Annotated in this window: 13 protein-coding genes and 2 pseudogenes; 10 read left to right on the top strand and 5 right to left on the bottom strand. The window is 71.8% G+C overall.

Features of this window, described 5'->3' with window-relative positions; genetic code table 11:
* Positions 1-119 precede the first annotated feature (119 nt).
* Complete coding sequence (locus ACH4LD_RS26600; protein WP_398056672.1) at positions 120-887, bottom strand: GNAT family N-acetyltransferase; 768 nt, start codon at positions 885-887, stop codon at positions 120-122.
* Positions 888-1428: 541 nt separating this feature from the next.
* Entirely contained in the window at positions 1429-2310 is an 882-nt protein-coding gene (locus ACH4LD_RS26595) for a GNAT family N-acetyltransferase (protein WP_398056673.1), read from the bottom strand.
* 237 nt (positions 2311-2547) lie between these two features.
* Between ACH4LD_RS26595 and ACH4LD_RS26590 the strand changes: the two are divergent.
* Both ACH4LD_RS26590 and ACH4LD_RS26585 read left to right on the top strand, forming a co-directional pair.
* A pseudogene (locus tag ACH4LD_RS26590) lies at positions 2548-3098 on the top strand (YciI family protein).
* 174 nt (positions 3099-3272) lie between these two features.
* Positions 3273-4010 carry a flavodoxin family protein gene (locus ACH4LD_RS26585; RefSeq protein ID WP_103811872.1) on the top strand — a complete coding sequence of 246 codons (738 nt, stop codon included), beginning with the start codon at positions 3273-3275 and terminating at the stop codon, positions 4008-4010.
* Between the two features lie 57 nt (positions 4011-4067).
* On the opposite strand, the gene ACH4LD_RS26580 is transcribed toward ACH4LD_RS26585, so the two are convergent.
* The gene (locus ACH4LD_RS26580; RefSeq protein ID WP_398106194.1) at positions 4068-4610 is read right to left on the bottom strand and encodes a hypothetical protein; all 543 of its coding nucleotides are present in this window, start codon (positions 4608-4610) and stop codon (positions 4068-4070) included.
* 336 nt (positions 4611-4946) lie between these two features.
* On the opposite strand from ACH4LD_RS26580, the gene ACH4LD_RS26575 reads away from it, so the two are divergent.
* From ACH4LD_RS26575 to ACH4LD_RS26565, 3 genes and pseudogenes are all read left to right on the top strand, one after another.
* Positions 4947-5618: a HEAT repeat domain-containing protein gene (locus tag ACH4LD_RS26575; RefSeq protein ID WP_398056674.1), complete on the top strand. Its 672-nt coding sequence runs from the start codon at positions 4947-4949 to the stop codon at positions 5616-5618.
* Positions 5619-5621: 3 nt separating this feature from the next.
* A pseudogene (locus ACH4LD_RS26570) lies at positions 5622-6617 on the top strand (MerR family transcriptional regulator); the annotation flags it as partial.
* 117 nt (positions 6618-6734) lie between these two features.
* Positions 6735-7433 (top strand): VOC family protein, encoded by a 699-nt coding sequence (locus tag ACH4LD_RS26565; protein WP_398106193.1) that lies wholly within the window; start codon positions 6735-6737, stop codon positions 7431-7433.
* Positions 7434-7465: 32 nt separating this feature from the next.
* On the opposite strand, the gene ACH4LD_RS26560 is transcribed toward ACH4LD_RS26565, so the two are convergent.
* A complete protein-coding gene (locus ACH4LD_RS26560; protein ID WP_398056675.1) occupies positions 7466-8407 on the bottom strand; it encodes a helix-turn-helix domain-containing protein in 942 nt (313 codons plus the stop codon).
* Between the two features lie 229 nt (positions 8408-8636).
* On the opposite strand from ACH4LD_RS26560, the gene ACH4LD_RS26555 reads away from it, so the two are divergent.
* The 4 genes from ACH4LD_RS26555 (at position 8637) to ACH4LD_RS26540 (ending at position 10833) form a co-directional block, all read left to right on the top strand.
* Entirely contained in the window at positions 8637-9044 is a 408-nt protein-coding gene (locus ACH4LD_RS26555; RefSeq protein WP_398056676.1) for a cupin domain-containing protein, read from the top strand.
* Between the two features lie 28 nt (positions 9045-9072).
* Positions 9073-9399 (top strand): carboxymuconolactone decarboxylase family protein, encoded by a 327-nt coding sequence (locus ACH4LD_RS26550; RefSeq protein ID WP_398056677.1) that lies wholly within the window; start codon positions 9073-9075, stop codon positions 9397-9399.
* 176 nt (positions 9400-9575) lie between these two features.
* Positions 9576-10301, top strand: coding sequence for an SDR family NAD(P)-dependent oxidoreductase (locus ACH4LD_RS26545; RefSeq protein WP_398056678.1), 726 nt, complete (start codon positions 9576-9578; stop codon positions 10299-10301).
* A 106-nt stretch (positions 10302-10407) separates the two neighbouring features.
* A complete protein-coding gene (locus ACH4LD_RS26540; protein WP_398056679.1) occupies positions 10408-10833 on the top strand; it encodes a contact-dependent growth inhibition system immunity protein in 426 nt (141 codons plus the stop codon).
* A gap of 45 nt (positions 10834-10878) precedes the next feature.
* Here ACH4LD_RS26540 and ACH4LD_RS26535 read toward each other — a convergent pair whose 3' ends face one another.
* Positions 10879-11499, bottom strand: coding sequence for a CAP domain-containing protein (locus tag ACH4LD_RS26535; RefSeq protein ID WP_398106191.1), 621 nt, complete (start codon positions 11497-11499; stop codon positions 10879-10881).
* Between the two features lie 1259 nt (positions 11500-12758).
* On the opposite strand from ACH4LD_RS26535, the gene ACH4LD_RS26530 reads away from it, so the two are divergent.
* Positions 12759-14921 carry a SpoIIE family protein phosphatase gene (locus ACH4LD_RS26530; protein WP_398056681.1) on the top strand — a complete coding sequence of 721 codons (2163 nt, stop codon included), beginning with the start codon at positions 12759-12761 and terminating at the stop codon, positions 14919-14921.
* Positions 14922-15010 lie beyond the last annotated feature (89 nt).

Raw genomic sequence — 15010 nt, 5'->3', positions numbered from 1 at the left:
GGGCCGGCCTTTCTTACCGGGGGGGTGGGGGGTTCACGCCGGGGGGGGGGGCTTTTCTGGGGGGGGGGGGCGGGGGGGGGGGGGGCGCCGCCCCCCCCCCCCCCCCCCCACCCCGCGTCTCATCCTTCGAGGCTCATGTACAGACGGGTGCCTCGGGGCCGGTAGCCGACGCGTTCGTACACCCGGCGGGACCCTTCTCCCGAGTACTCCAGCCAGACCGATCGTGCTCCTCGAAAGAACATGGCCTGGGTCAGCGCCGAGGTGACCGAGGCGGCCACTCCGCGGCCACGAAAGCCCGGACGGGTCCCCACACCCGCCAGCTCCGACGTGCCCACGGCCGGCGCGGAGCAGGAGGCCGCGCCGGCGCATCCGCCGTCGGGGGCCCGGACGAAGCGGACGGCACCGCCGTTCTCCTGAGTGCGGCGTAGTCGGGCGGCGCCTTCGACGGATGGTGTGAAGTCACCGGCGAACGCCTCGGACAGGGCGGCGTCGATCGCCGCGTAGTCCTCATCGGTGCGCGGGATCTCCACGCTGGGCCCGGCGGCTGTCCGGTGGCCGTCCGGCCGCAGGATCGACGTGGCGGGAGTGCAGACCATGTACACGTGCACTGCCTCTGTGGTGAACCCCGCCCGGCGCAGTGCCGGATCCACGGCGGGCGCGGCCTCGGGAGCGAACTCCAGCCGGGGCCTGAGTCCGCGCTCACGGAACGCTTCGACCAGTGCGGCCACGTCTCGGTCGGTTGGACGGATGCCGGGTACGGGAGTCGCGTAGTTGATGAAGGGACTGGTCGTCGCCGGATCGAATCCCGCGACGAAGCCGCCGATCTCGACGGCCACGGGGCGGCGGCGCAGGTTGGCGACGGCGAAGTTCTGGACGGCGATGTCCACGATGATGTCCTCACTGGAGATACCGGCGGAGCGCGCTGCCGCCGCACGGGCGGAACGGGATCAACGCGCGAGTCGTACCGGCCGCAGCCGGGGACCACCTCCGAGCAGGGAGGTGGGGCGGTGGTTCGGCCACCGCATCGTCGGGCCGCCGTGAGGAGACGGACGCGGCACCGGTGACCGCCGCCCCTGAGGGGAGACGGCTCAGTGCCGACGGCGGCCGCTGCGGGACGCCGTGATCAATTGGCTTCAGTCCTTCGCCGTGAGTGAGTACGTGCCGGAAGCTGGATGGAGGCTCCCACACCGGTGAGGAGCAGAGCAAGCGGAAATGCCCGTCGGCCTGGGGGGCGACCGGCACAGCGGGGCCGCTGGGTGGTCGAGGCTCGGCAGGACGGGGCGAGCCTGTCGTCGTCCGTGTCTCGTCTCGGGTGACACGCCTGAGAGCAGGGCAGAACCGATCGCGCCCGTCGTCGATCCAGGCGTGTGTCGAAGGCGTCGACGGGCCGGACGAGGTGACGACCAGGTCCGGCCCGTCCGTTCGCCGCTAAGTGTCGAGCTGGTACTGATGTGTGGTGTGCGTGGGTGTGTAGCCGAGACCGTCGTTGATGTGTCTCATGTGTGTGTTGCTGTCGGCGGTGTCGGTCAGGAGGCCGCCGAGGCCCGGATAGAGCCCATGGACCTGTCGGATCGACTGGGCCTTCATCCATCGGCCGAGACCGTGTCCACGGTGCTCGGGCAGCACGCCGGTGCCGTAGTGCTGACCATCGCCTGTGCCGTTGCCGGGAACCACGAGTTCGGTGAACCCGGCGACCGAGCCGTTGGAGGCGTCGATGGCGGCGACGGTGTGCAACAGGTCGCCGCGCTGTTCGACGGCCTTCGCCACGGCCCGGACGCGGTCCACGTCCCAGGTCACGGAGCCGTGGTCGGTGTGCTCCATGGGCATGTCGTCCATGGCGCGACGGGAGACGGCGAACGTGTGGGCGAGGCTGTGCGGGACGACTCCCTGCCATGACACCAGCCGGTAGCCGGGATGCGGACGCTCGATGACCCCGGTGAGGGCGGCGGTGTCCACATCGGCCAGTGACAAGCGGGACCACCTCAGAGTGAGGACCCTGCGAAAGCCGCGCGCCTCCAGGAAGCGGTCGCCGGGCGATCGGGCCTCAGCCTGTGCTGTGACGCAGCGTCGGGCATTCTTCCGGGCGGCGGCCACGGCGGCGTCGAGGAGCCGGGAACCGACGCGCTCGCGTCGCTCCGCGGGATGGACATGGAGGGTCAGCTCGGCCAGGTGCCCCTGTCCGGGATCGGTGAACAGCCGCAGGAAGGCTGCCCCGACAGGGAGGGAATCGGCGTCGGACGCCAGCCATGCAAGACGCCGGCTGCGCGGCCCGTGAGCGGGGTCGGTCAGTGGGGTGATGCGAAGCGACAAGGTGTCTCCGTCGTGAGGATGTGGCGAAGGGCAGTACGCGGGCTCAACTGCTGGGCACTCCTGCGCATGTGCTCCACACCTCCTCGTCGACAGCGCCGGTCCGGAACGACGCGGACGGCTGGGGCAGAATCTAGCTGGCCCATCGGTTCCTCGGCAAAGAGTTGACGCGTGCCGCCGAGCAGCAGCGCGCCGTGAAACCCGCTCGACCCGCGCACCTACGCGAGGAGATTCTTGGGCATGGAGTTCCTCTCTTACCACCGCGACCGGCCCGGCTCCCTGCCCCTGCGCGGCGAACTACGGGAAGAGCACTGGTCCTACATGGACCAGTACGCGAAGGAGATGATCGCCCGGGGTCCGACCCTGGCCGCCGACGGCGACACGCCCACCGGCAGCGTGCACTTCGTCGACCTGCCCGATAGCGCCGCTGCCCGCGCGTTCGCCTTCGACGAGCCGGACTACCAGGCGGCGTCTACCGGGACGTGCTGCTGCGACGGTGGCGCAACACGCTGGGCCGCACCATGTGGGACTTCGCCGGCGGCCGGACCGGCGGCAACCGGTACCTGGTACTCGCACTCGGCACGGGCCAAGCCGCCGATCTCGCGGTTCCCCGTGACCGGGACGGGTTGATCGCCTACGGGCCGCTGCTGTCCGACGACGGCGCCACCTGGCTGGGGACGGCGGCGCTGGTGCGGGCTCCGGACCCGGACACGGCACGCGCCATCCTGACCCCGGACCGGTACGACGACATCGAGGTGCGCAACTGGCAGTTCGGCGGGCGCCCTTCATAGCCCGCCGAAGCCCTCACCGGCTGTGTCGAGCAGATCCTCGGTGCGCTGAAGGACTCGGGGGTCCGGCCATTCGGAGGTGTTGTGGTGGCGCCTGCCGGTGGTGGCCCACAGGCTTGGTCTGGATGTGGGCGCGCCGCCGTGCAGGGGTGGCGGCACGAGATCTGGGAGGACCGTATGACCGCTTCGTCGCCGTCCACCGAGACACCGCCGGCCCGGTACGACGACCTGCGGGCCCTGGTGATCAACTGCACCCTGAAACGCTCACCGGAGACGAGCAACACCCAGGGGCTGATCGACCGGAGCACTGGCATCATGGGCGCCCAGGGCGTACGGGTCGATGTCGTCCGGGCGGTGGATCTCGACATCGCCACCGGCGTGTGGCCCGACATGAGGGAGCACGGCTGGGAGACGGACGCCTGGCCGGAGCTGTACCGGCAGGTCATGGGGGCCGACATCCTCGTGCTGGCCGGACCGATCTGGCTGGGCGACAACAGCTCGGTGATGAAGCAGGTGATCGAACGCCTCTACGCCTGCTCCAGCCTGCTGAACGAAGCCGGTCAGTACGCGTACTACGGCCGTGTCGGCGGCTGCCTGATCACCGGCAACGAGGACGGCGTCAAGCACTGCGCCATGAACGTCCTCTACAGTCTCCAGCACCTGGGGTACACCATCCCTCCCCAGGCGGACGCGGGATGGATCGGCGAGGCGGGGCCCGGACCCTCCTACCTCGACCCCGGCTCGGGCGGACCGCAGAACGACTTCACCAACCGCAACACCACGTTCATGACCTGGAACCTGCTGCACCTGGCGCGGGCGCTGAAGGACCTGGGAGGCATCCCGGCCTACGGCAACCAGCGCACCGCCTGGGACGCGGGCTGCCGCCACGACTACGAGAACCCCGAGCACCGGTAGCCGTGACCGGTCGCTGAGCCCCCACCACCGCCGAGCCCGGCGCTCGGCGGCCACGCGTCATGTCGCCACCGTCGCGGAGCCGTGTCCGGTGAGCAGCAGGGCGATGTCGTCGGCCCGGCAGGTGGCAGCCGCCCCGGGTTCCCACTCCACGGGCTCACCGGTACGGGCACGGAGTTCCGCCAGAGCGTCACCGAGCCGGCCGGCGATGCTCCGAAGGTGGCGACGCTGGGCCTTGGACAGCCCCTCGCTGCCCGGTGCGGCCGGCCACACGATCGCCAACGATCCGAAAGGCTCACCGTCGCCCGTGCGCACCGGTACGGAGCAGGAACCGAAGGCGTACGGCAGGGCCACCGCCAGTTGCGGGTAGCGCCGCATCGTCTCCTCGGCGCTCGCGAGATGGACCGTGCGCCCGGACGCGTACGCCACAGCGACCGGGATCGGACTGCTCGCCGCGATGAGGCGCCAGCCACCCAGCAGGGACGGCGGCACCCCGCACGTCGCGGCCGGCACGATCGACCGGCGGTCGGGGGAGCGCAGGAAGACACTCGCCGCGTACGCGCTCGTTCCCTCTACGGCCTCCACCGCGGCGGCCGCGAGCAGGTCCTCACGCTCAGCCGCCCCGCCGACCGTCAGCCCGTGCCTGCATCCAGTGTGCGCAGGTCAGAGCGCGGGCGCGTCCGCAACCCCGGCGCCCCTGCCGGCCCCACCCGCCACCGCCGGCATTCCCCCGCCCGAGGGAGAGTCTCGCCGTCCCGGCCGAGGCGGAGCCCCGCCGTCTCGACCGCCGGCCACCCCAGCGGCCCCGCCGTCCCGGCCGCCGGCCACCCCAGTCCAGCGCCCGGTCGGGACGCAGGGGTGCCGGTGTCGGCGCAGCGTGCGCGGTTTGACCTTGACACAGTGACAAGGTCTTCACTGCTTGCCCAGGAGGTGGTCTCGATGACGATCCCGAGACAGGACACGCATGCGGTACGGGAGCTCCAGGGGTTGGAGGACAGCCGGCCGTCCGTGCGGCTGCGGGCTGCCCTGGCGGTCGGCACGACACCCGACCCGCGCTTCGTCGACAAGCTCATCGAGCGATCCGCGATCGAGCCCGAGTTCTTCGTCCGTGACATGCTGACCTGGGCGCTCACCCGCCACCCGGTGTCGATGACGCTTCCCCGACTGCTCCGCGAGGTCCGCTCGGAGCGGGCGCAGGCACGGAGCCAGGCGCTGCACACACTGTCCAAGATCGGGGACCGCCGGGCATGGCCGGCGATCACACGGACACTCCTGTCCGACGCCGACGACGAGGTGGCGCGAAGCGCCTGGCGCGCCGCGGTCGTGCTCGTGCCGGAAGGCGAGGAGCCCGCGTTGGCCACGGTGTTGGCGACGCAGCTCGGGCGCGGCGAGCGGGAGACGCGGCTGAGTCTCAGCCGGGCACTGGTCGCGCTGGGCGAAGTGATCGTGCCGGCTCTCCGTTCCGCGGCGACGGCCCCCGACCCGCGCGTACGAGCTCACGCGCTCGCCACACAACGGCTGCTGCGCGACCCGGACAGCGGATTCGAATGCGCGATCGAGGAGGCGAAGCGTGTCGTAGCCCTCGGCGGGCCCGACCAGGAGGAACGATAAGGCGTGTTGATCGGTGAGGTGGCGCGACGGTCGGGGGTCAGTGCCCGCATGCTCCGGCACTACGAGTCGCTCGGTCTGGTGCGTCCTTCGGGCCGTACCGGCTCCGGATACCGGGAGTACTCCCGCGAGGACGTGCGGAGGGTCTTCCACATCGAGAGCCTGCGGTCGCTGGGACTGTCGCTGCGCGAGATCGGACGCGCGCTCGACGATCCCGGCTTCACACCCTCCGCACTCGTCGACGACCTCGTCCGTCAGACGCGCGACCGCATCGCGGCCGAGACCGAGCTGCTCACGCGGCTCCGCCGGATCCGGGCCGCGGACCCGGCCGGCTGGGAGGACGTCCTCCAGGTCGTCGCGCTGCTCCAGGCACTGGGATCGAAGAGCGCCGACGCGCGCCAGCGCGCGGCCCTCTCCTCGGCCGACGAGGTTCCGGTACCGGTGGAGGCCCTGGTGGAGGCGGTACTCAGCGAGACGGAACCGAACGTCGCCGGGGCCCTGCGCTGGGCGCTGGCGCGGTCCGGCGGCGAAGGCCCGGCACTGCTGGCGGAGGGCCTCGGCTCACCGGTGGCCAGGGTGCGGGAACGTGCCGTTCGGTGTCTCGCCGAGATGCCCGGTGCCGAAGCCACCGAGCAGCTGCGGGACGCTCTCGCGAACCCCGACGCCGTGGTGCGCGGGTACGCGGCTCTGGCGCTCGGCACACGGGGCCTGGGGGACGCGGTACCGACGCTCGTCGACATGGTCGTGGAGGGAAGGAACGACACCGACGCGGCCGATGCACTGAGCGTGCTGGCCGGCGACACCACGACGGCGGATCGGATCGCGACCATGCTCGTCGACCGCCTCGCCAACGACAGGACGCGAGCACCCGCACGCGGGCGGCTGACCCAGGCGCTGGCGGGCATCCCGGGAACCAGGGCGACAACCGCCCTCGTGGAACTGTCGCACGACGCGGACCGTGCCGTCGCGCTGACCGCCACATACCTTCTCCGGCTACGCGAACCGGGTGCGGGCGGCCCGCAACCTGTCCGCGCCGGGTCAGCGCGGGTACCTGTCCGCCCTGTCGCGCCGGCCTCGGCGCGTGCGGGCGTTGTCAGTGCTGCCCGCTACGTTGATCGCATGACATACGGCGAAGGCAAGACCGAGCGGGTGCGGCCGCAGCAGTTCCACGAGACCGCGGGCCTGGACGACTGGCGTGTCCTTGGCGAAGGAGCCTGTGCGTACTTCCGCACGGGGTCGTTGGCCGCCGGTGCGAGGCTCGTGCAGGCGATCGGCGAACTGCCCGGCGTCGAGGCCGGACACCCCGACGTCGACGTGCGATACGACGGCGTGACCGTGCGCCTGATCACGCTCACCGACGACTTCTACGGGCTGAGCGAGCGGGACGTCGCACTCGCCCGGCGCATCTCGGACTTGGCGCGTGGGCTCGGAATACCGGCGGACCCGTCCGCCGTCCAGACCGTCCAGGTCACCGTCGACGCGCTCGCAGGGCCGGAGGTGGCCAGGTTCTGGCGTGCGCTGCTCGGCTATGCCGACCGGGCGAACAGTACTGAGGACTTGATCGATCCGCAGCGCCGCGGTGCGCCCTTCTACTTCCAGCAGATGGACGCACCCCGCCCACAGCGCAACCGGGTGCACGTCGACGTCTGGGTGCCCTACGACCAGGCCGAGGCGCGCATAGCGGCAGCCGTTGCCGCCGGCGGCCGGCTGGTGAGCGATGCCCATGCTCCGTCGCACTGGGTGCTGGCCGACCCGGAAGGCAACGAGGCCTGCGTCGGAACCGCCGGCTGGATCGGCCCGGAACCCACTCGGCGGTGACCGCGTCGACCGGACGGACCGTCAGCCGGCGGCTACCGGCCGTCCGCTGGAGCGGTCCGGACCGTGCCGTCCGTCTGGACCGTGCCGTCCGTCCGGACTTTGGCGTCCGTCTGGTCCGTGACGTTCGTCTCCTGCGTGGCGGCCCAGGATGCGAGGAGTCGCAGGGCCTCGTGCTCCGGCGTACCGGGAGCGGCGCTGTAGGCGGTGAGGGTCAGGCCGGGCAGGGCCGGTAGCTCCATGGCGTCGAAGTCCAGGGTGAGAGCACCGACGGCCGGGTGGCGGAAGGACTTGCGGCCGGTGTGGTGCAGGCGCACGTTGTGCTTGGCCCAGGCCGTGCGGAATTCCTCGCTGCGGGTGACGAGTTCGCCGACGAGCCCGGTCAGGCCGCTGTCGTGCGGGGCGCGTCCGGCCTCCGTGCGCAACAGGGACACCGTGGTGTTCACGGACTCCTCCCAGTCCGGGAAGAAGTCCCGGCCCTGTGGGTGGAGGAACTGGAAACGGGCGATGTTGACCGACTTGGTGGTGCGGTCGGGGAAGAGAGGGGAGTACAGGGCGCGGCCGAGGCGATTGGTGGCCAGGATGTCCAGGCGGCCGTTGCGCAGGAAGGCGGGGGAGTCGGTCATGGACTCCAGGACGCGCAGGACGCTGTCCGGGAGCGGGCCACTGCGCCTGGTACGGCGGGCGGGACGTCTGGCGGCGGCGCGGGCCAGGTCGTGGAGGTGGGCGCGTTCGGCTTCGTCGAGCTGGAGGGCGTTCGCGACGGCCCCGAGGACTTCTTCCGAGGCGCCGGCGAGGTGGCCGCGTTCCAGGCGGACGTAGTAGTCGACGCTGACACCGGCGAGCAGGGCGACTTCCTCCCGGCGCAGCCCCGGCACGCGCCGGTTGCCGCCGTACGCGGGCAGGCCCGCCTGCTGCGGGGTGATCCTGGCGCGGCGGGAGGCCAGGAACTCGCGGATGTCGCTCTCGGGACTCACGATGGTCAGGCTATGCCGGATGCCGTACGTGTGGGGGGTCCTGTCAGTACCTGGAACAGCAGACCCTTCTCCACCTCGCCGGCCTGCGGTTTCCTCGATGGCGGCGCCGTACCCGAGAAGATCGCCGACGAGCCCTCCCCCGCCGGACGCGGGCCGGGCGCGACATCGCTCGCCGCGTCGACGCCGCCCGACCCATTCCCGAGACCCGCATCTCCGAGAGGGACACACCATGGAGTTCGTCAAGCAGCAGGGCACGGTCAAGGCGCCCGCGAACTGGTTCACCGGTGACGTCTGGTTCGATGTGCTCTACGCGGGCCGGGAGCCGTCCCGGATGCGCGCCAACATGGTCCGCTTCTCCCCGGGCGCCCGCACCCACTGGCACTCCCACGTACTGGGCCAGACCCTGCACGTCGTCTCCGGCATCGCCCTGATCGGCACCCGCGACGGCACCGTCTTCGAGGCGCACCCCGGCGAGACCGTCACCTGTCCCCCGAACGAGGAACACTGGCACGGCGCCACCGCCGACCGCTTCATGGAACACATCGCGATGTGGGAGGGCAAGGGCGACGGCAGTGAGGAGACCACCTGGAACGAGCCCGTCACCGACGAGCAGTACAACCGCCCCCGCAGCCGCTGACCCCGCACCCGACCGATAAGGATCTTCGATGGCCGACCAACCCAAGCAGATCGGCGGCGGACGCCGTACCGTCGGCGACTTCGCCCCGAAGCTCGCCGAGCTCACCGACGACGTCCTGTTCGAGGACGTGTGGAACCGCCCCGAGCTGGCCGCCCGCGACCGCAGCCTGATCACCGTCGCCGCGCTCGTCGCCGGCGGTGACGCCGACCAGCTCCGCTTCCACCTCGGACGCGCGAAGGAGAACGGCGTCACCGAGACCGAGCTGATCGAGGCGATCACCCACCTCGCCTTCTACGCCGGCTGGCCCAAGGCCATGACGGGGATCTCGACGGCGAAGCAGGTCTTCGCAGCCTGAACACGGGGGAGGAGCCACCGGGCTCCTCCCCGGCAGCGTATCCGCACCCGGACCCGGCACCCGGACGAGCCCACGGGACCGGCCCAGACGGAAGGAGGCATTCCTGTGCGAGGGTCTTCCCGGATTCCTGTCCGAGGGTCTTCCCGGACACCGCGCGTACGAGAGGGGGCGCGACCTTGAGTCGGATCCTGGTGACCGGCTCCGCGGACGGCCTGGGACGTGCCGCGGCCGACGCGCTGTTGTCCACCGGACACGAGGTCGTGGTGCACGCCCGCAGTGAGGAGCGCGCGGTGGCCCTCGACCCGCTGGTCGGCCGCGGAGCGCACCTCGTTATCGGCGACTTCGCGGACCGCGACGCCGTACGGCGCATCGCCGCGGAACTGAACGACGCCGAGCCGCTCGACGCCGTCATCCACAACGCCGGCGTCTGGAGCGGGCCGGCCGTCATGCCGGTCAACATCATCGCCCCGTACCTGCTCACGGCCCTGCTCCGCGGCCCCCGGCGCCTGGTGTACCTCAGCAGCGGCTCACACTTCGGCGGGCGGCCCGTGCTCGACGGTGTCGACTGGCGGGGGCGGAGCGCGGGATCGTACGCCGACAGCAAGCTGTTCGTCACGACGCTCGCGGCCGCGGTGGCCCGCCTCCGCCCCGGTGTGCTCAGCAATGCCGTGGACCCCGGCTGGGTGCCGACGAAGATGGGTGGACCGAACGCCCCGGACGACCTCGAACTCGGCCATCGGACGCAGGAGTGGCTGGCCTCCGGGGACGACCCCGAGGCGCTCACCACCGGAGGGTACTGGTACCACCGCCAACGGCAGGAGCCGCACCGCGCGGTCCACGACGAGGCGTTCCAGGACCGTCTGCTGCTGGCATTGGCACAGGAGACCGGTACCGCGCTGTGAGCGAGCGGCGAAGCCTCCCCGCCGCCGGCCGGGGAGGCTTCGTGCCGGCGTGGTTCCCGCCGGCCCGGCCCGGCGCGGGACTGACGCCAACCTGAGAATGAACGCCATGGACCATCTGCTGCACCTCGACCGCACACTCGACGAGCTGGACCCACCCCGTTGGGCGCCTCCCGCCGCTGACGCGACCCACCTGGTGCGCGCAGTGCACGAGTTGCGGCGGGTGCCCCTGGGCGAACTCGGTCCGGCGGATCTGCGCCTCCTCCTCTCACAGCGGGTGGCACTGCCCTACGTCCTTCCACTCGCCGTGCGCCTGCTGGTGGAGGAGCCGCTGCTCGACGCCCGTTTCCACGAGGGCGATCTGCTGCTCGCAACCGTCAACGCGCCTGCTTGGGCTTGGGAGTTGCTGCCGGAGTCGGGCGCGCGGCTGCGAGCCGTGATCGCGACGCTGCCACAGGAGGCGGTCGCCGACCTGCCCCGCGGTGCCACCGAGGCGCTCACCCGCTTCGCCGCGCAGCCGGAATCGCGTCGTTGACCCGCCGGGGCCGCGCGGTGCCCATCCGGGCTTGAAGCCGGTGCGTCACTGCTGGCAGCTTCCGAAGGTGACGACGTACGTTCCGGCTCCGCTCGCGTCCGTTCCGGCCGGGTCGGCGGCACCGGCCTGAGCCCAGCGCCCGATCTCACGCAGTCCGGGATCGAGGATGTTCGCCCGGTGGGGCGGAGAGTTCATCCACCAGTTGACGGCGGCGTTCGGCGTCCCCGCACCGCCCCAACCGGTGTAGGCGATCTCGGCGAACCGCCAGGACACGGGATTCGGGCAGTAGCCCGCTCCCTGGATACGGCTCTGCGGTGACGAACCCGTCTGCGGGTTGGTGTGCGGGTCCTTGCCCGGTCCCCACCACTTCTGCGCCACGGACGCCGAGGCGTGCTCCTGAGCCGCTGTCGTCAGGTTCTGGTTGTAGGTCAGGGCTGGAAGACCCCGTTGCGTGCGCTGGGCGTTGATGAGGCACACGACCGCTTCCCTCACCTGGAAGTTGCGGTGACTGACGAGGCGGCTGTGGCCGTTCATCGGAGCGCGAGCGGCGGCTGCGCACTCCTGGGCCCAGGCCGGCGACGCCGTGAACGGTACGAGTGTCGTCGACAGGGCTCCGGCCACCGCGAGGCCCACTGCGGTTCCGGTAATCGAGGCCCGGTTTCTCATGGAAGGTCCACCTCCCGCGATCACGAACAGTGATGTCGATCGGTGCGCGGGGCTCCCCGAAACTTGGATCCACCTCTCAGACTGCCATCCAGCCACCCTGATCGCTATCCGGTGCTGGGCGGACCGGAGGAGTCCGCTCGGCCCTGCCCTGCCCGCACCTTCGGTCCACCAGCGCAGGAGGAACGGCGGCGCGCGGCTGCCGCGTCGGACGGGCACCGGCACCTGTCCGTGCAGCCGGCGACGACCAGGTCCCGCGCCGACGTGCGGGAGCCGTAACTCGCCTCGGTCGTCCGGAAGACGGGTCTCCTCTGCTCTCCGGTCAACGGCACGACATCGCCCTATCAGGAGCTGTCCGGCCGGCTGCGCGCGGCCCGGATCATTCTCGCGCGCCGGACGTACCGCGCGCGCTGTCAGGTGAAGGCGAGGAGTTTCAGGAGGGATTGGAGTTCTCGCCGCGCAGTGCCGCCGCAACTCTCAGGCCGCTAGGCCCTGTCGTCAAACTCCCGTCTGCCGCGCGACGCCATGCACGCACTCTCGCCGCACCGGCCCCAGACCCGAGTACGCCCAGTACGAGGGCCTGTGGCCGGCACGGCGAGAGCACGCACCTGACGCCGCGCGGCCCGCCCTCCGGGCGGACGACGGGAGTTTGACGACAGGACCTAGGGCACTTTCGAAGTCTTCAGGACGGTGGAAGGGCGTGCGCGGTGTGGGTGAGGGAGCGGCTGACGGCCGGCCCTCGCGGAGCCCTGCCGCGGCGCGGGTGACGCGCTTCCCGGTCAGCGGGGCGTGTGCCCCGCCCGTACGCCCGCGGCCATCTGAGGGCGGCCACCTCACCTGGTCAGCAGGCCGTGCGCCCCGGCCGTACGCCTGCGGCCACCCCACCTGGGTACCGCGCGCGGCGCATCAGCCACCCCGCATCCGGCACCACGGTCCTCGACCCCGCGCATGGGCCTGGCCGCGGTCCACCTCCACGGCCCGTAGGAGATCGTCACGCGCTCCCAGGACCCGCCGGCCGAAGGGGCGGGGGCGCTCGGCAGCAACCGAGCTCTGCCGAGCTGTGCCGAGCTCTGCGGCGGCGGTGGGGTGCGAGCCGGCCGCGGCACCCCCTCACTGTCCGCGTTCCGTCCGCGATTCGCCGGTGTGGGCGAAGAGACCCCCGCTGTTATTCAATGAGGTGTGCGGTCAGGGATCTCGGGGACCCCGTCGCACGGGTCCGACTACGGCCCCGGCGCTGCGCCGGGGATTGCTGAGAGAGCTGCATGGACTCCACACCCTCCCCATCGTCCTCCTCGGCGTTCGACCTGGTCAGCAGGGCCTTGGGGCGCTACATCCCGCGCGGCGGAGCGGCAGCGGAGGCCGGTCCCGCCGATGCGCGGGGCGACCGCACCGGGCGCCCGCGCGGACCGGAGGACCCGGCAGCCGGCCGTCAGGAGCAGATACTCGGCGCGGTCAACCTGGACAGGGATCTGATCATCACCCGCTGCAATCTGGACGCCCCGGTGTTCGCTGGTCTCGACGCCGTGGCCGGGAGGCCGTTCGTCGGTCTCCTGCCCCCCGGGGACGTACCGACGGTCACACGGCGGTTGCGGCAGGTCCTGCAGACCGGTGAGGCGCACGTGGCCCGGATCCAGCGCCTGCGGCGCGGCGACGGCTCGGAGCTGGTCGTCTCGATGAGCATCCTGCCCGCCGCGGCGCCCGATGAGGGCCTGACCGTCTCCCTGATCGCGATGGCCAGGAGGCTGCACCTCTACGCCGCCGAGACCGCGATCGGCACCTCCCTGGACATCGGCGAGACCGCTCAGTCGCTGGCGGAGTCCCTGTTGGCCTGGGGAGACGTGGCCGCCGTCGACCTCGACTTCGCCGTGTGGACCGGCGAGGGGGTCACCGGCCAGAAGAAGGGGCGCATCCGGCTGCGGCGGGCGGCCCTGGTACCGGACCGGGCGTGGCCCGAGGGCTACGTGACCCCGGGCGAGGATCTTCCCAGCGACGCGAGCCGCCTGCTGGCGCAGGCGGTACTGCGGGACGATGCCCCGCAGACCATCGTCATACCCGACCGGGAGGCGGTCGAGCGGGTGCTCGGCAGTCCACGAGTCGTGCGGGCCCTCGTGCCCGGTGACCGGTCGGCGGGCGTGGCGTGCATCCCGCTCGTCCTGGACGGCGCGCCTCCCGTCGTGCTGGGCGTGGCCGAGGTCTGGCGGCGGGCGGACTTCCCCTTCCGCGACAACGAGCTGCTCGACCTGCAGGAACTGGTGGCCAGGACCGCCCATCACGTCGACCTGGCTCGTCAGCACCAGCGCGAGCACACGCAGGTGCTGGCTCTGCAGCGTCGGCTCCTGCCCCGGACCGGCGGCGACACGATCGAGATAGCCAGCGTCTACCAGCCCGCCACCCCCGACAGCGCGGGCGTCGGCGGTGACTGGGTGAACAGCTTCCCGCTGCCGGACGGCCGCACCGCGCTGGTGGTCGGTGACGTCGTCGGACACGGTCTGGGAGCCGCGGCGACCATGGGCCAGCTGAGCATGGAGGCTCGCGCGCTGCTGTCCGCCGGGCTCGCGCCGGACGAGGTACTGGAGCACCTGGACGAGACCGTCTCGCTGCTGGACGACGCCGACACCGGGCTGACGGCCGGCTACAGCGCCCTCGGCTCGACCTGCTGCATCGCGCTCTACGACCCGGTCAGCCACCATGTGACGCTGTCCAGCGCGGGCCACCTCCCCCCGGTCCTGGTCTCCCCGGACGGGCAGACGGGCCCGCTGGAGGTCCGCCCCCACCCCGGCCTGGGCGCCGAGTTCGCGCTGCGGGAACCGTTCGACGTGCACACGTTCGCCGCACCCCCGGGCTCCCTGCTCGCCCTCTACACCGACGGCCTGGTGGAGGATCCGGCCGTGTCGATCGACGAAGGCATCGGCAGGCTGGCGGACGCGGTGTCCACAGTGCACCCCTGGGACACCCTGCGGCAGGCCGCACGGCACGTCGTCTCCGCGCTGGCACCCGCGCGCCAGCGCGACGATGTGACCCTGCTGCTCGCACGCATGCTCGGCTACCGCAAGGGGGACACGGCGACCTGGCGGCTGCCCGCCCGCGACGACGCCCCCGCCCGTGCCCGCGCGCAGGTCTCCGTGCTGCTGCGGCAGTGGCGGACAAAGGACGACACCCGGGACAACGTGGTGCTGCTGGTCAGCGAGCTGGTCACGAACGCCGTGCGCTTCGCCACCGGCCCCGTCACGGTACGGCTGATCAGGTCCGGCCACGAGCTGCTGTGCGAGGTGGGCGACACCGGCAGCGGCAGGCCGCGTCTGAGGCGGGGAGGCCTGCTCGACGACGGCGGTCGCGGCCTGCACATCACGCACAAGCTCACCGCCCGGTGGGGGGTCCGGTGGACGGACACCGGCAAGGTCGTCTGGGCGAGAATCGCGAGATGACGCGGCTGTGCCTCTGAGAGACGCCTGGTACCAGCTACGGGTGCGGTGGTGCGCCCTGGCACCAGTACGGGGTGTGCGGCCGGGTACGA

Origin of the sequence: Streptomyces sp. NPDC017676, assembly GCF_044329325.1 — a bacterium.
GTDB lineage: Bacteria > Actinomycetota > Actinomycetes > Streptomycetales > Streptomycetaceae > Streptomyces.
The sequence above is the reverse complement of the archived record's forward strand: the minus strand, read 5'-3'. Positions and strand labels throughout refer to the sequence as shown.